We start from the raw sequence: 15751 nt of genomic DNA, 5'->3' as shown, positions 1-15751 counted from the left end.
AGCTTTTTACCTCGCCCAACTTATATCTACTAAACTATTCGTTTCTTCCCCGTCAAATTTAAGTTCGATATTGCTTGTTCCCATTTCAGGCATTACTTTTACAAACTCTCCTCCCTTGTTATACTTTCCGCCTCGTATTACTTGTAGGCTGATTGTGGGAGTCCCTCCGTAGGACCATGAATGGTCGCAACTTCTAACATAAAACTCCCCGCCTAAAAAGCTTACTCGCTCTCCGCAGCGTATTTGTTTTTCAGAAAAATCGTTGATAATGCGAATGCTTCCTGTGTACATTTCGTCAAGTCGCCCGAACCAAGAGCGAAGGCGCAAAGAAAGTTTGTGCATTGCATTGGTAATTGTTTCCGTTTTTTCCGTTTGTTTTTTATAGCCTCTGAAAGCAACCTGTAACATTTTCATGCCGTATGTTTTAAGTTTTTTTTCATCAACTTGTAAAATCTTTTTTTCTATTTTGTCGCCGTCAGTTTGCTCAATTACAATGTACTGATCAGCCGAAAGAGAAGAACCCTCGATATAGGCAAAAAAAGTTGTGTACACTTCATCAATACTTAAACGCAATGAATAATCGACGAGGTGCGGTGATTTTATTTTTCTTATTGGTAGTTTGCCCCAACGGTTATGCACTATTCCGTTTTCCCTAAAACTAAATGGAAGTTCACGAACAACTATTTTTGTTTTTCCTTTTTCATTCACCCGAGAAAACATTTCATACACAGGAGGCGCTAAAATCGTTTGCCATATTTGTTGTACCGTATTTATTCCTTGATTAAAAAAGGTATTAGCAATCGGCACAGGAATACTTTCTGCTTCTCCTACTTCAAAAAAATCATTCCCCATAAAGTTTTTAATTATGTCATAGACTATTTTATTTGATTCTCCCGCCTTTCCTTTTACCGGAGCTTTATCTGCGGTAGGTTTTAAATATCTAACACCTACATAGCCTAAATATGTATCCCATGTAAGCTCTAAAAACTTTTTTATTTTTAAAGGTTCCTTAGTTTGCAGTTCATTTATGCGTAACACCATATCCTTGTTTATCGTTTCCGCACTCATTATTTGTGTTAATGATAAAAACTTAATATCAAGAATGAGCTGAAAGTTTGCAATTAACCCCGTAATACTCATCCCGGAAAAATTGATTTGTCGTTGCACGCCACCTTGACTCATTGTGCAACTTAAATCTTTATTTGCAATTACACCAATAAACACAGGAGTATTTGCCCCCTCGTAAATCTTTACAATTTGAAGCGGCTGTATTTCATTAAAAAGATTATTGTCTCCGCCTGCAATGCTAAACTGAAAACGCCCCTTTAAATCCATTGTGCTTTCGGTAAACGAATAGCTTAAAAGTTGCGTATACTCATGGGTTTGTGCCGATAATGTAAAAGCAGGCACTGTTGGCGCATTATAATCAAAGATTTCTATTTTTGGCTGCGGGCTTTTGTGAATGGTGATCATCATCGACTTTCAACCTTTATTTCCCCGTTCAATAATAACTCAAGTTGCGCGTTTATCTTTTTTAACTCTTCCGTATTTTCCTTAATTTTTTCTTGGTCGGGGAAAAAGGTATTATACAGAGTCTGGAGTTCAAATGCTAAATCTTGTTTTCTTTGTTGTAATTCTTTTATTAGTGTAACATTATTTACACTTCCTTCGCCCATGCCCGGTAGCTTACCCGTATTAAACTCTTCTTGGCGAGTGCCGGATAAAAATACCGAGAGAAATTTTGTCAGTTCCGCCGGACCTTTTCCCAATTCAGCTGTCCAAGTCCTCCACAATTCGGCAGAACCGGTAGATGCTCCGACACGTGAGGTATATTCAGGGCGTATACTTGCATTTGTTATTGATTCATATGCGTCTTTATTTATTTCCCCGTTGTTCATCAACTCATAAAACTGCGCCGCCTGTATATAGTCAAAGCCGGTATCTTTTCTAATCATTTCGATCATCCCTGCTTTATTACCTTTTCCCGACATTTGTTCAAAAAGACCCATTTTTTTCTTGTATATTTCCGGTAAAAATCCAAGTTCCGCAATTTGCATATTATCAAGATATCCGCCTTGCGATTCTAATCCGTGCTCTTTTAATATGCGTGCCTTTTCTGCATCCGATAAACTTGCAATAGCTCGGTACGTTAAGATATCCGAAACCGAAGAAAGAGATGTTGCACTGCGCCCGCTTTCATTTAATTGCTGATATCGACTTGCGCCTTGTTCTCCCATCCATAACGGATTATTGCCGCTTGCATTTTTTAAAAAAGTCATTGTGCTGCCTATTTCAGCAATCGACTTTGTAAACCCTTTTGATATACCATCAGTAAAAATATTTTGTAATAAACCAAGTGTTTCACTGTACTGGCCTTCCTTCATTCCCATAAAAGAGCTCGCTCGATATGCTTGCGCTAAACTGTCCGCGTCCTTATTTCCGTAACGGGAAAAAGTACCTTTAAAATCTGCTGCCTCCTCTTTTTGGATTCCCATCATTCTTGACCAGCCGAAAACATTACGGGCAACATCATAACTGCCCGAAGAAAGTCCGTATTGCGTAAGGTGTTTAACCATACTCAACCCGTCTTCCATTGAGTAGCTGAAACTGTTTGCGGCAGCACTTGCTTTGGTAAACGCATCTTCTATATTTTTTGTGTTCACCTTATAACGGCTTTCCAATGTTTCAATCATGGTTTTACCGTCTTTACTTATCTCAAAATCATTTTTTCGTTCGGGATAATCTTTTGCAAATTGCCGCCACTCTCCACGTCCTTCCTTAGTACTTAAATCAAAGCGAGTGCGCATGGTGTTATTAAGGCTTGCATTTAATGCTTCTGCCGCATCATCATGCGATGTATAAAGGTCTGAAAGTTTTTTTACCCCCCAACCGGCGCCAACTGCCGCAAGAAGTCCTGCTCCTGCAATTGCTCCGCCTGTTCCTAATTTACCAAGTAAACCGGCTCCTTTCCCTAAAAGTGTTAATCCACCGCCCGCAGCATCGCCCGCACCAATTTGTCCGATAACCGATTGTGCAGTATTAGAAATGCCCCCTACTGTATTATTAAACCCTGCAATTCCTCCGCCTCCGGCTTGATTCCCGTTTGCCATGCCGTTATACACTTGCTGCATTTGTTGTGCCGCTTGCGAGTATTTCGCAGCTAAATCAAAATCGCCGACTTCTTGTGCTTCTTTCATCTTGCCAAGCATTTTATCAAAAGCATCGGATATCGTTTGTGCAGATGATGAGAAACTACCGGTTTCTAAATTAAGCTTAATCGCAACTTCTTTCATTCCCATACGCGTCTATTCCTCTATTGCTACCCTAAATCGGTTGCAAGAGCGTTTTGGATTGCATCGGCTATTTCTTTTTCATGCAAAGCCTTTAAACCTTCCGTTACATTGCGGGCGGGAATGCCCTTATTTATCCAGCTGTTCTTCGGAGACTTAGCGGAAATAATTCTAAACGTCCAATAGGTTGACTTACCTGTCGGAGTGTCAGACATTCTTACCATACCGTCTGCATTGCCTAAGTCATTTTCGTTTAATCTATCTGCCCACGTATATTCATGCCGCTCAATAGCTTCTCCTGCCCAGTTTTCCTCAAAATGCGTTTCTTCCATTACAACACTTTTTTTCATGCGCTCTGCAATTGCATAAATGTCTTCTGTCATTGTGTTTTGAAACGTTACGGTTCCCGGCGTTCCCCAACTAAAGGGCACAATCAAATACGGAATGAGTTCTATCATTTTTGTTTTAGGATTTTTTTGTTTACTTACCCTGCTTTTTTTCCCGTATGGATGCGTTGTTTTCATATCATAACCATCGGTGCCGTATTCAAGTAAGGGGGCTGCCTTAGATTCATTCGATATTGTGTATTCAAGCGGTGCGCTTTTTTTTACCTTTACACCGCCTGAATAATTGCTTGAAGGCTTTTTCATCGGCGGCACTCCCGGAATATCTTTTTGTCCCTGACCGTAGGCTCTCCAAGAGTCCGCTACCATTTTTGCACAACCTTGAAACGTTGCATCGGTTGCAGGAAGAATATCTGAGCGTCCTATTTTTTTTACCGCAGCTGCGAGTTCTTGCAATGCGGGATTATCCGCTGTTATTTTAATCTTAACCATTCGTGTGTACCCTCCGAGCATTTTGATAACTTGCAAATAGTTTGAGCACCACTTTGCGCGGTATGCGCTGATCCTCACTTGTTCGCAAGGAAGGAATATTTTGACAAACCCGATATGTCGGATTATACCGATACGTTATTGACATGCTCTCATTCGCTTCAGGCTTTGCAGCTCCAAGCCAATGAATACGGTTTGTCCCAATCAAAATAAAATCTTCTCCTTCTTTAAAAACACTTGTTTTAGTTTCAATTAAATCAATTGAGTCAACAAAAAATTCAGGGATGATATCATCTGCAGTTTCTCTCCCTCGTTTTACAATAACCTTGTTAGTCATTGTTCCTGAAATAATTGTAATAATATCTCCTTCGGAAACATCAAACTTATACGGGAAGGTGCAAACCGCATCCCCGTTGTGTTTTTGAATTAAGGCTAGATTTTCTTTGTTTAAGTTTTGCGATAAGACAATAAACTTTACAGGTTTTATGTATTCAATATTTTTTGCAATCAAATACGGATAATCTTCTTCGCTAAGAACTTCAATGCAATCTTTATAATAGTTTAGAATTTCAACATCGGCACCATCTTCGCTTTTTAAGTTTTCTATTTTTAGAATGTCGCAACAGGGACTGTAATATACTCCCTCGATAGTCGATTTTGGCATGCGTAAATCAGGGATACGATAAAAGCCTTTACATATACGCTCTGCCTTTGTTTCTTTTAAAATGCAAACTAATTCTTGCTCAAAAATTATATCTACCGTCTCTCCTTGCGTAAGCGTATGCTCCTTGTCTTGAAGCTGAATAAAACGATCTTCTTTTTTAAACTCGAACAAAACGCCTGCATAGTTGTAAATACTTTTTATAACACAATCCGCTATGTCTTCCGGTAATTCGATAAGCCCGTCAAAAACAGAAAGCCTCACGTTATCCGTATACTTTTTTTGATACGAATACAGCTCGCCAGAGCCCCCGCATTTTTTACAATGAATATCCGGTTGGTTTCCCGTAGAAACACAGGGGCATTTTTTAGCAACTCTCCAGCGTACATACTGCCCGTGCCTTTCAATCATCGCCTCATAACTTTCTTTCCCAAGTGCAAGAGTAACAGGTGAATTTTTGCCTAAACCGTACGCCATATCAATTTCCTTCTGTTTATAAGGTGATTTCCAGTGTCGTACCGCTTAACGCAAACGCAGCCTTCTTTATAAAGGCTTCGTCAGCCTCTGTCTTTGTATACCTATTTGTTAAGGCTGCGTTTATTGCCGCCATTCCATCTTCATTTGCTTTTAAAGCGTCCGCCAATTCTTTGAGTGTATCGAGCTCTTCAGGCGCATTGTCGACAAGCTCCGCAAGATGCGCCTTTATTTCCTCTTTTACAAACTTCATGTTTGCAGCTTCATTATCGCCTTGAGGATTGGGCACCGCAATTGAGCCGTTCTTATTCCGAATTACATTATGGTAGTGTTCCGTTTTTTCAACGTGCGCATCTAAAGCTTTTTGTGCCATCTCTTTTTGGTTTTGTGAAAACTCAAAACTGATAGTCTCAATTTTTATATTGCTCCACTCAACTTCGCCCTTATACTCGCCCTCATTATTTCCTACGACAAAATTTAAAGATATTTCTTCATCGGGAGCATCAGGCTCATATAAAAACTCAAGGCTTATGCTCCCGTTTGCCATAGCTTGTATCTTATCAGATTCAGATAATACGCCGCGTTTATTGCTCATGCAAACAATTTGCGCATAATCGGGTATAACATAAGTCGTTGCTCTAAAATCAGAGGAGATACCATACCTCGTTCCGTGTTTAAAAACATCAAGCCCCTTTGCAACAAGAATAAAACCGTCTTCATCTTTTACCGTTTGCACAAATCCTTGTAAACTTACAGGAGTACTGTCGGTAAGAACCTTTTCTTTTTGTCTTGTTATAAAATCATCTACACTTACTGCCGCTTGTACAGCTTTTAATGATTTTTCTACAACAAGAAATGACGCATTATGCATACCGCCGTTATCTTTAAGCTCTTTTTTTAAATCATTATAAGCTTTTGTTAAATCTTCAAGCGCCTTGCCAAGCGCGGGCATTGTCATTGCCACTATATTCCTCCTATTCTTTTAACAAATCCATTTCAGAATACCCAAGATTTTTCATTACGGCTTTTTTAGGAGCCGCAACTTTTTGCTCTTCCATTTTTTCCATTTGCCTAAGCATTCTAAATTCATCTCTATCATACTCAAGCGAAAACTCATACAGTATTTTTAACGTCCATTCATCAGTCGGCACTTCCTTCAAGCCCGTCAAAAATACCATTGTCCACAATAGGAGCAGCACTTTCTCCGGTAGATACTCCTGTAAGCTCTTCTGTCCCCGCCTTAAGGCGTTCTTGCACCTGATCACGAAACTCACATGCCTTTTGGTAGAGTTCGATTAAAAACTCATCGCAAGGCACCTCCTCAAATCTAAAACCGTTTTGCTTTTTCTTTACCGCCTCAAGCCATTCAGGTCCTTTAACGATAACCACGTTCAACGTTGAACAAACAAGATTCCTGGTTTCCGTATCAATATCAAAACTTGTGGCAGGAATACCGCATCTGTTTATACCCATAAGACGCCCAATTTGCAGGCGGTCTTTTTCTTTCGGAAACTTTACCGTAAAACTTCCGCGCGAAGTTTCTATTTCGCCTGTTGCATCCTGCCCAAGCAAAAGCTGTATAAATAAATCTTCGCGCTTTGAATCGCTTAAAGATTTATTTTCAATATCTGTGCCCGTTACAGACACCGCATTTTCAACTACCTTTATTTCCATTTTTTTTATTGCTCCTTTTTATGTTATTTCAAAAATGAATTGTTGTGTTCTTGTACGCTCCAATCAAGAGCTTTCATGCTTACATCGCCTTTTACATAACTTGAACCTTGTCCGCTTATAGTTCCTGAATCAACGATAATACCTTCAAACGTTGCTACTATATTTCCATTGTCTTCATCCTTGAAGTCCATGTATGGAATTTTCGTAACAACCTTATCATCGCGGATTGATTTCGGACTGGGGAAAAAGGTGTAAAGCGATATCTTTACATCATTTGTTTTACTTATCGATATACCGTTTTTTATTACATCCTTCGATGGTAAAAACCCTGACATGCTTATTGAGCATGAAACTCCTTGAGCATCAATCGACACAGGAACTAATTCTCCCAGTACTCGTGCCTCTTGTGTCATGTACGATAAAGAAGCGCGAAAGCTTTCTACAAAGCCTATAACTTTTGCGGTACTCGCATTTTTCCCGGATCTAACATAACAGCGGTATCCTTCGGTTAATATTTTTTCACTTACTCTCGGTAATGGCATTTCCTATCCTCCTAAAAAAATTATATAGCGACCGTAACAGCCGATCCGGAATACACATGATTGTTTTCCGTAATAAAAATAAAGTTTCTTGGAGCTACCAAATATCTACTAAACGTGATAAATGTTGTATCCCCCTCTTCTCGAGTTGATATGCCCCAAATAAGCTCCCCGTCATCACTTTTTAAAATTAAGCCTGCGCTAAACCAATCATTAGCCGCCTGCAAAAGAGTTGCTAAATCATCTTCTAAACTTCCGGATATTCCCGGTGTGCCGATTGCAGCTCCAAGCCGTTGGCGTAAATCCATGCTCATGTATATTGATTCCCGTACCATACTGCGCTCAACATCTTGTAAGGTGTCTCCCTGATAGGTTGTCATAGCTCTAATTGTAACAAGTGCTCCGTCATCATTTTTACCGCCTGCCAATACGCCTGCTTGAATAAGTTTTTTAAAATCGGTAGGCGAATGTTTTTTAGTAAACTCAACAACATCAACAACCTTATTTGTAAGCGGCTCGTTAATTGCAAGACAACTTTCCAAGCCTGCAAGCTTACAGGCAAAATATGAAGCGGGGAAGGTTTCAATGCGCCCCGTCATCGGGTTGACTGCTTTAATTGAATCACCTGTGTAAGAACATAAACGGCTATTAAACATTTTCGCTTTTTCAATTGATTTTTCATTTGTCTCGTTTACGCCGCCGCCTAAAATACAAGTTCGCTCCTTGCGGTTATCAACACTGCTCATCAGTTCACAATGTCCGACAATGAGATTGTGTATCATCTCATCTTGACAAGGTGTTGTAATGATATTGATTTGTTCCGCTTTTAAAGCTTGCAATGCTGCAACCCACTCAAGAGCTATTTCACTCGCGCCGACACCTCCCGCAAAATTGACAAAATCTGAATCGGTTTCAGGAAGATTATTATCATGCGAAAGTAATTCTACCTTGTCGATAAAATCGCTTTCGGTAAGTTTTTTAATCATTGCATAAAGATTGCCGAACATAAAAAAGTCTTCATCTTTATTTGCTGTTTCTTTTGCAATAAAATCTAATTCCCTCGATGAAGTGGTAGGCTCCGCATTTGCATTTATTGACGCAACATAACACCCCTTTGCAATAAGCCTATTTGCCACAGCTTCAATAGTCGGATATTCCTCAAAAAGAATTTCTATGCCGTCTACCGTTTTATCGGGCACTTCAATTTTTAACGCATCGGTGTGTACCGAAACTTTGCAGGCTGCCCCCGTGCCGGTATATTTTATTTTTAATAGCTCATTTTTAATCGGTCCGATAGTTTCAGTCTTTGTGCCGTTTTTCAACACAAGAGTTACTGTGTGCGCACCTGAATCATTGGTAAGCTTTAATTGTAAGCTGTTTGCTCCAACTCCGTATTCTTTAGAAAAAAGTTTTAATACATCCGTTCCGCCCGCTTTAAGTGTTCGGGTTGCTTGCTCCGCATTTCCGACACGCATTGCAAAAACGCTCTGCGGTGTATAGCCCTTTGCCGGACTAAAGGCGTGTGCTATTCCCTCCAGCAATTCGCCTCCCTTTAATACCGCTTGCGCCTCTTCAAGAGAGCCAAACTCATATAATGTATTCGGCTTTCCCGCAATTGCATAACCTAAAACTACAAGATTACTTGCGGAAACCCCGCCGCCTTTCCCTTTAATTGACGCGGATCGAGAAAACACTCCCGGCTGAAGATGACTTGTCCTCCGTCCCGCACTTTCGAAAATTCTTGGTCTTACTCCCATTGTTATTCCTCCCAAATCCTTACACAATTTTTTGTTCTAAAAACTCTTTCACTTTTAAAACCCACTGCGCTTCTGTGAATGCCACATCCGCATACATTTTCTGCAAAACAAAAATTACCTCATCATCATACTCACCCTTGCGGTTTTGAAAAAATGTAGTAATACCTATTTGTTTTTCACTTACTTCCTTTGACATTATCAATCACCTCCCAAATAATGTTTTTATTTCCATCGATTTTTGTATCGATTATTGATTGCTCAATAAAATAATCAGCGTTAAAACTTAAGCGGCTGCCTGCAAGTTTTACCCCGAAGTCATAATTAAAATTCCCGCTTCGATCCCCCTGTATGGTGTTGTCAAAAATGACTACATTATTTTTCTTGCGATATTCGGCAAGCGCATCCTTTATGCCGCCCGCAAGAAACAAGCGGCACATTTCATACAGTTCATTTTTCAGCTGAATATTCTCGCTCCATATTTCTATACTTATCCGCTCTTGCCGCCGTATTACCCGTGATACTCCGCAGAGCTTTTCTTTTTTTGCAAACTCATTTTCTAAATCTTTTTTTAACTCATCGCAAAGTGCATAGCCTTCTTCTTCAAGTAACGGGATATCCGTTTTTTCAAGAATAAAAAAACTGCTTTCTACAAGGTTCATCAACTCCGAAGGTTTTTCATCGCTTTCGGTTGACACCACAACACAAGGGAATATACTTGCGTTATAAGTAAAATCAGGTATCATCAAAGAAAAGGGGTGTTCATTCGTAACGTGAATACTCCAGTTCCGGTAATACTCCTGTGTGCGCAATGCCTTAAAATAATCATCAAAAGCTTTTACTATTACGTGCTCTAAAATGAGCGGTCTATTTAAAAAATACAGCATATAAATTATCCTGCCTTTCTGATACTTGACTTTTCGTCTGATTGTGGTATACTTGTATTAATCTGACCGTCATTACGGCTTAGGACGTTAGTCTCAGGGGACGTACTTTTACGTAGCATTGAGGCGTTGGCGGCAGATTTTCTTTTTTTTCGATAACACGTAACTAATTCAAGCTGCCCCCTTTTAGCTCTAAACTCTTCAACAAATGTTATTTCTCCGCTAATATCTTTTCGAAACTCAATTACAGCATTATGGTAATATTTTTGCTCTGATAATTTTATACTCGATGGATCATTTATAACTTCTTGCATATATTTCAAATCCTCAAGTTCCAAATTATGAGCTTCTTTGTTCATCACATGTCGAACAGAATTGCTATCAAGAATAATACTTTTTGCATCTAAGCCTGTTACCTCTTTTATTCTTTTTTGTGCTTCACTGCTTACATATCCTACAAAAAGCCTTTCGTTTGCGTTTTCCTCTATTGCCCTTTTTGCAAAATCGAGTAACTCTTTTTCTGTTGCTGGAGGCTTTTCATACCATTTCTTTTCAGCTCCATTGTCTGTAAATCGTACATGGTTTTCCTGCGTTTCATCAATAAACTTGCTTAACTCTTGAACAAAAGGCAGCGGGTTTCCGTTTTTATCACTGAACCTATCTCTATTTTCAAGAATAATATTCATCATGTCTTTTGCGTTATCGCAAGCGGCAATCTTTTTCTTTAACGCACTAATCGCTAATTTTGCACCGCGTGAATGGCTTTCATATTTCGGCTTCCATTTTCCGGGTGCAGTTTTAATAAACTTTTTTCCCTTCCAATCTCGTACCGTGCCGACAGGCAAACCCTTGCCACCTTTTGCAAGCATAAGCATTTTTGAAAAAGCTTTTTCAATTGCCGCTTTTTCTTTTTTTTCTAAGCTTGCTAAATAGTCAAGTATTTTTTTCTTTATTGCGTTAAAAATAAACTTTTCACTTTCAGCTGATTTTCTCAATAGTAAAACTGTTCTCATAACGCTCCCATCACCACATGCCCGAACTTCATTTTGTTTTCTTCGATATAATTTTTTAATTCATCTTCATACACCTTAATGCGTGCGCCATAGTACGCACTGGTTGCAGATTGAGTGGAGCTAAAGCTTTCACTTACTCCATCCATAGAAAGGCTTGAAGATGAAAAGCCCGAGATAAGTCCGTCTCCAATGATATTCAATAACTCAACAGCGCAGAGCTTTGCGATTACTGCCCGCAAATCCGCCGGCACATCGTCAGAGCTTTCATAACCTGCAACATAATCAATACTGTAAAAAAGATTGCTCTCCCATGTCGCAGCTCCATAAGGAGAAATAGAAGTGTGTATTGCTTTTCGTGTGTCGCTCATTCTAAAAGGACGATTAAAAAATTTGATTAAGCCCTTTGTTTTATCAAGCGTGTAACAATCCATAAGACTTCGCACCTTTTCGGTGCGGCTCAATAAATCAAGCTTTGAAACTTTTATAACAGGTCTTTTCCGCGTAGGAATAAATCCCTGCCGCTGAATGCGGGATTGATGAAAACTATAAAACGATTCTTCTTCGTCATAGTCAACGCCTTTTTTTAATCCCCGCCGTTGCGGCTCACAAGCGATGCGTTTTTTTTCAATTGTAATATTGAGCCTTCGCTCCATTTCACGCAGCGAAGAGTTGATATGAAAGCGCACCTGTTCATCAGTATAAGGCATTCCGTTACTTGCCCTAAAATCAACACCCCAAAGATAGGTGTAATGTAAATCATCCGGCGTAACAATTTCGCCCCACTGTCCTTCAGGTGCTTTATAATTGCCGAATGTATAGCCGACAGGTTTTCCCGCGCCGCACTTTACCCAAACTGAATACTCCCAATCCGCTGCGGCGTTTGTTACATCCTGCACCCGATACCCGTAGACGCCGTCCTTGACATTTTTATCTAAGTAAACATCTTTAACCGGAACGGGAGGCTCCGTTGTTGTTTTTATAAAGCCTGAAGCGGTCAGCGTTTCCCACTCGCCGTCAATACCTGCTTTCCTTTCAAGCCTGTATTCCTGTGTAGAGTTTGGCATTTTGATAATGCAATAATTTTTAGCACTAACCACTTCAAGCATTTATACACTCCTTAGCTTATACTTCAGAGTAAGTAGGAATAGTCAAAAGATATTCAGCGTATTTCTCTTCAAGCTCCGCTATTCCTTTTTCATCGAACGAAACTGTAGAACCGTCAAAGACAATGATTTTTTTCTTTTTGAGTTGTTCATTTTTAATACGTCTTTTACTGCCGGTTGACTTTTGAGGTTTTTTATTTTCCTCTTTTACGTCTGTGTTCTCTTTCTGAGTTTCTCCGCCCGCAGCATCTTTGTTATTTTGCGTTTCGGTTTTCAGAGCCTCCTCATTTTGAACACTCGTATTTTCGTTTGAAGGATTTTGATTTTCACCGGAAGTGTTTTCGGTTAATTTATTTCCTCCTTCGGTTTCTTGATTGTTTTGTGCTGCATCAAGTTTTTTATTTTCAGTTTCTTTTTTTGACATAATAAACCCCTGTTTTTTTTAAAAGAGCTTCAAAGTGCTTAAGATTTCACGACTTAAGCACTCCTAGCTCTTTTTGCTTTTACCTAGTAATATAAGCCGCCTCTGTATGCGATATTTTTTGCAATAGCGCACCACTCGGGAGCCTTAACATCCAAAGCTGCAAAAAGCTGAATGAGGAAAGGTATCTCGGCTCTGTTACTTTCGTACAATGGACGTGAACGCAATGGACAGAACTGATCCCAGTTAATTACTTCCTGAATTTTTTTCTCAGTTAAGAAAACCATTTGAGCAGTACCCGGCAATTCGATGTTGAAGTCATTGAACTCGGTTGTTCCGCTTTCATCTTTTCCTATTCTCACCATCTCCATTACTACATCCCCGTCTTTTGCAGAGCGGCAAATAACATAGCCTGATTCTGTGTTTTCGGCACTTGCTTTTATTTTAAGAGTAACCTTATGTCCTGCACTTACCGCAACAGAAGCGTCTATTTCCTTGCCGTCCGATATTCCGTATTTATTGACTGAGTGAACGGTGTATTTATAATTTCCGGCATCGGCTGCCGCAAACTTTGATTTTCCATCGGCTGCACTTGTTGTCGTTACTTCAGTAGGAGCTTTCGGGCGTTTCAGAGGCGAACCGTCAGCAGTAACTAAGCCTTTTACATGGAAAAACTTATCTGCACCGGCTTCCTGCCCAAAATATATAGTGGAACCGTACGGCGTCGGGTACTGGTCAACGACAAGGTTCATTGCACCGCTTCCTGAAGTACCAAAGCGGATTCGGTCCCTTATAAGGTCTTGAATATCTTGCGCCAAAATTGGCGGAAAGAAAAGTTTATTGGCATCTCCGCCCGCTTCAAAAATCATTCCTACAGGATCGGTAATTATTCTTTCGCCCACCGTTGCAATGCTCTTGCCGCGGACATCGTAAATGTTTGCATTTTTCGACTTTTCAATCTGACGCAAAACACCGTCAAACTGTGTAGGCACGACAGTTTCATCACCATGAAAACAAAAGTATTCAGCAGCTTTTAAAACATTAAGAGTACCTGCTATCTTTTCACTTGTGTACGCATCTTCAAAACCGTCAACTAATGCCATTTGGTCGGTAACAGCTCTGCGGTCTTGCAGATATTTAATCTTTACAGTTTTTCGCTCAAGCTCTTGATCACTTGTTTCAGAGCCTCCGCCTTCTTCCGTTGTCAGGTACTTATAATTACCTACACCGGTGCGGCGATTATACTCATGAATAGTCGAGTTCACTGATTTTTTCTTAACACTATTTACAAACTTACAATCTTCCTTTTGCTCGCGCATAGCATTAACCATTGTTCCTTCAATATCCTCAGGTATTAAAGTTCGTCCGCCTACCATCTGTGCAGAGTCGGTTTGGTAACCGGCTTGCAATGATTTTAAAAGTTCTGCCTCACTCACAGAAGCTGTTTCTACTGTTGTAAAAAAACCCATAATCTTTTTTCCTCCTCATCCTTATTTTGTTAACTTTTCCTGCAAAAACCGCACATACTTTTGGTCAAGCTGGAATGCGGGATTCTGCAGGGACTTATTGATTTGTGCTTCAATTTTTCCGAATTCGTGTAAAGTTATCTCGCCGTTTTCGATTGCTTTTGAAAGCACCTCCATTGCGGTCTCCTTGTCGGCTTGTGTAAATTGCCCATGCCGCACCATTGCAGCAGCACCGCCTTTTGCCATCGGCTGTTGTCCGCGTGTTGAAATAACAGCACTGCGCGGCAAGGGCTCATTTGAAAGTTGTTCAACCCGCTTCATTGCAGCGGTTAAACCTTCTCCCATGACTTCTTGTTTTTCGCGGCTATGCTGAAAAGACTTAGTAAGCGTAGCGAGTTGTTCTTTAAGTTCTGCAATATTCTTTGTTATTTCGCCTAAGGCTACTGTTGCATCAAGGCTTTTTGTAACAAACTCTTCGCTATCTTTGTCATCGTCATCGTCATCGCTAACACCCTCAAGTTCCTCATCATCATCGATAAGGTCCTTATCATCTAATTCAGGCTTTTCGTCTTCTTTTTTTTCGTCATCCTCTTTCCCTTTTGACTTACCAAATGCTTTTTGCATTTTGGTCATAACATCATCCCAGTAATTTCCTTTACTCATTAAAAAATCCTCCAAAATATTTTCTTGATTTTGCAGTACAGCTTGGATATATTTTTCAGCTGTATCCTCTTCAATGCCTAATCCGGATAAATAGGCTCTTGCCTCCCTTTCATCCGTAATAGTCCCATCAACCACTTTTTCAACTAATGCAGTTAAAATGTTTTTTCCATCTTCGTTTTTCCCTCTCTTATTTCCTTCGATATCTTCGGGAATTAAAGTCCTCCCGCCGGTAAAGGCTTCCGAATCGGTGCCGTAGCCCGCTGACAGTGCCTTCACAAATTCTAAGCTGCTTAAAGACTTAACTACATATGCAGGAGCGACAGTCGGATTAACCGGAGCAATCGTCAGAGCCAAGTCATTCCATAACACCGAAACAATGCGCCCTAAATCCGTCCCGCCTTCTTGGATTCTTTCTACAATTGGAGAAATGCCGCCGACACTTGCCTTAACTCGTGTTGAGCCGTTTTCCAATAGCTCGATAAACTTCTTTGCGTATTTATTGTTTTTGTAGAGCTTGCCGCGAACACGAGTAGAGCTGCCGTCTGTGTACACGCTCAATGGCTCTCCGATAACGTAGTCTTCATCAAAAACCATTTTTGCATTTCCGCCCTCAAGAATTCTTGACTGGTGCAAATGGTCTTTGCTGATAACCCCGTTTTTTAAAAAGTAGTCTTTTGAATCAAGAAGGGCTTGTTGTAAAACTTTTTGCTGTTCAAGGTCTAAGTTTTCATTACTTGCCTCAACATCAAAAATAAAATCCCCCGATTCATCTTTTGAAAAAGAGCCTTTTTTTAATTCCATCTGTAGATAAATACGCTTCTCTTTTTCGTCCATCGTTTTCTCTTGTTCCCCTCCTCATGCTTTGATAACGGAAGCTTAAACCCTCGCCTCGCCGAAACAGAGTGCAAGGAGTTTAAAACTTCCAAAAACTGCCCTTAGCTTTTTTAAAAAAAAAGCAAAAAAAAAGGCTGTGAAC

At 40.1% G+C, this 15751-nt stretch carries 16 protein-coding genes; all 16 read right to left on the bottom strand.

Annotated elements, in window-relative coordinates:
* Nucleotides 1–6: 6 nt before the first annotated feature.
* Nucleotides 7–1476, bottom strand: coding sequence for a hypothetical protein (locus tag FUT79_RS08355; RefSeq protein ID WP_002695630.1), 1470 nt, complete (start codon nt 1474–1476; stop codon nt 7–9).
* Complete coding sequence (locus FUT79_RS08350) at nt 1473–3299, bottom strand: hypothetical protein (protein WP_148889497.1); 1827 nt, start codon at nt 3297–3299, stop codon at nt 1473–1475. Before FUT79_RS08350 ends, FUT79_RS08355 begins: the two co-directional genes overlap by 4 nt.
* Before the next feature lie 20 nt (nt 3300–3319).
* Entirely contained in the window at nt 3320–4126 is an 807-nt protein-coding gene (locus tag FUT79_RS08345; RefSeq protein WP_024751723.1) for a hypothetical protein, read from the bottom strand.
* Nucleotides 4119–5261, bottom strand: coding sequence for a hypothetical protein (locus FUT79_RS08340; RefSeq protein ID WP_148879543.1), 1143 nt, complete (start codon nt 5259–5261; stop codon nt 4119–4121). Before FUT79_RS08340 ends, FUT79_RS08345 begins: the two co-directional genes overlap by 8 nt.
* A 16-nt stretch (nt 5262–5277) precedes the next feature.
* A complete protein-coding gene (locus FUT79_RS08335; protein WP_244951144.1) occupies nt 5278–6216 on the bottom strand; it encodes a hypothetical protein in 939 nt (312 codons plus the stop codon).
* Nucleotides 6217–6232: 16 nt separating this feature from the next.
* Nucleotides 6233–6427 (bottom strand): hypothetical protein, encoded by a 195-nt coding sequence (locus tag FUT79_RS08330; protein WP_148879542.1) that lies wholly within the window; start codon nt 6425–6427, stop codon nt 6233–6235.
* Nucleotides 6399–6932, bottom strand: coding sequence for a hypothetical protein (locus FUT79_RS08325; RefSeq protein WP_024751727.1), 534 nt, complete (start codon nt 6930–6932; stop codon nt 6399–6401). The genes FUT79_RS08330 and FUT79_RS08325 overlap by 29 nt, the downstream gene beginning before the upstream one ends.
* 23 nt (nt 6933–6955) lie before the next feature.
* Complete coding sequence (locus tag FUT79_RS08320; RefSeq protein WP_024751728.1) at nt 6956–7474, bottom strand: hypothetical protein; 519 nt, start codon at nt 7472–7474, stop codon at nt 6956–6958.
* Between the two features lie 20 nt (nt 7475–7494).
* Nucleotides 7495–9228 carry a hypothetical protein gene (locus FUT79_RS08315; RefSeq protein ID WP_148889493.1) on the bottom strand — a complete coding sequence of 578 codons (1734 nt, stop codon included), beginning with the start codon at nt 9226–9228 and terminating at the stop codon, nt 7495–7497.
* A gap of 19 nt (nt 9229–9247) precedes the next feature.
* Nucleotides 9248–9424, bottom strand: a complete 177-nt coding sequence (locus tag FUT79_RS15115; protein ID WP_002695490.1) for a hypothetical protein — start codon at nt 9422–9424, stop codon at nt 9248–9250.
* Nucleotides 9405–10112 (bottom strand): hypothetical protein, encoded by a 708-nt coding sequence (locus tag FUT79_RS08310; protein ID WP_148879541.1) that lies wholly within the window; start codon nt 10110–10112, stop codon nt 9405–9407. The genes FUT79_RS15115 and FUT79_RS08310 overlap by 20 nt, the downstream gene beginning before the upstream one ends.
* A 5-nt stretch (nt 10113–10117) precedes the next feature.
* Nucleotides 10118–11122 carry a PBECR3 domain-containing polyvalent protein gene (locus tag FUT79_RS08305; protein ID WP_148889369.1) on the bottom strand — a complete coding sequence of 335 codons (1005 nt, stop codon included), beginning with the start codon at nt 11120–11122 and terminating at the stop codon, nt 10118–10120.
* Nucleotides 11119–12228 carry a hypothetical protein gene (locus FUT79_RS08300; RefSeq protein WP_024751751.1) on the bottom strand — a complete coding sequence of 370 codons (1110 nt, stop codon included), beginning with the start codon at nt 12226–12228 and terminating at the stop codon, nt 11119–11121. Before FUT79_RS08300 ends, FUT79_RS08305 begins: the two co-directional genes overlap by 4 nt.
* Nucleotides 12229–12244: 16 nt before the next feature.
* Entirely contained in the window at nt 12245–12649 is a 405-nt protein-coding gene (locus FUT79_RS08295) for a hypothetical protein (RefSeq protein WP_024751696.1), read from the bottom strand.
* 83 nt (nt 12650–12732) lie between these two features.
* Nucleotides 12733–14115 (bottom strand): SU10 major capsid protein, encoded by a 1383-nt coding sequence (locus FUT79_RS08290; RefSeq protein WP_148879066.1) that lies wholly within the window; start codon nt 14113–14115, stop codon nt 12733–12735.
* Between the two features lie 21 nt (nt 14116–14136).
* On the bottom strand, nt 14137–15609 hold the full coding sequence (locus FUT79_RS08285; RefSeq protein WP_148889367.1) for a hypothetical protein: 1473 nt from the start codon (nt 15607–15609) through the stop codon (nt 14137–14139).
* Between the last annotated feature and the right edge of the window lie 142 nt (nt 15610–15751).

This window comes from Treponema phagedenis (genome assembly GCF_008153345.1).
In the GTDB taxonomy this organism is placed as follows: domain Bacteria; phylum Spirochaetota; class Spirochaetia; order Treponematales; family Treponemataceae; genus Treponema; species Treponema phagedenis.
Note: the sequence above shows the minus strand (reverse complement) of the source record. Positions and strands in the feature narration are given on the sequence as shown.

Bases quoted from the DNA above. Each gene is read 5' to 3' on its own strand.
- FUT79_RS08355 (WP_002695630.1), bottom strand. From the start codon at position 1,476: ATGATGATCACCATTCACAAAAGCCCGCAGCCAAAAATAGAAATCTTT.
- FUT79_RS08350 (WP_148889497.1), bottom strand. From the start codon at position 3,299: ATGGGAATGAAAGAAGTTGCGATTAAGCTTAATTTAGAAACCGGTAGT.
- FUT79_RS08345 (WP_024751723.1), bottom strand. From the start codon at position 4,126: ATGGTTAAGATTAAAATAACAGCGGATAATCCCGCATTGCAAGAACTC.
- FUT79_RS08340 (WP_148879543.1), bottom strand. From the start codon at position 5,261: ATGGCGTACGGTTTAGGCAAAAATTCACCTGTTACTCTTGCACTTGGG.
- FUT79_RS08335 (WP_244951144.1), bottom strand. From the start codon at position 6,216: ATGACAATGCCCGCGCTTGGCAAGGCGCTTGAAGATTTAACAAAAGCT.
- FUT79_RS08325 (WP_024751727.1), bottom strand. From the start codon at position 6,932: ATGGAAATAAAGGTAGTTGAAAATGCGGTGTCTGTAACGGGCACAGAT.
- FUT79_RS08320 (WP_024751728.1), bottom strand. From the start codon at position 7,474: ATGCCATTACCGAGAGTAAGTGAAAAAATATTAACCGAAGGATACCGC.
- FUT79_RS08315 (WP_148889493.1), bottom strand. From the start codon at position 9,228: ATGGGAGTAAGACCAAGAATTTTCGAAAGTGCGGGACGGAGGACAAGT.
- FUT79_RS15115 (WP_002695490.1), bottom strand. From the start codon at position 9,424: ATGTCAAAGGAAGTAAGTGAAAAACAAATAGGTATTACTACATTTTTT.
- FUT79_RS08310 (WP_148879541.1), bottom strand. From the start codon at position 10,112: ATGCTGTATTTTTTAAATAGACCGCTCATTTTAGAGCACGTAATAGTA.
- FUT79_RS08305 (WP_148889369.1), bottom strand. From the start codon at position 11,122: ATGAGAACAGTTTTACTATTGAGAAAATCAGCTGAAAGTGAAAAGTTT.
- FUT79_RS08300 (WP_024751751.1), bottom strand. From the start codon at position 12,228: ATGCTTGAAGTGGTTAGTGCTAAAAATTATTGCATTATCAAAATGCCA.
- FUT79_RS08295 (WP_024751696.1), bottom strand. From the start codon at position 12,649: ATGTCAAAAAAAGAAACTGAAAATAAAAAACTTGATGCAGCACAAAAC.
- FUT79_RS08290 (WP_148879066.1), bottom strand. From the start codon at position 14,115: ATGGGTTTTTTTACAACAGTAGAAACAGCTTCTGTGAGTGAGGCAGAA.
- FUT79_RS08285 (WP_148889367.1), bottom strand. From the start codon at position 15,609: ATGGACGAAAAAGAGAAGCGTATTTATCTACAGATGGAATTAAAAAAA.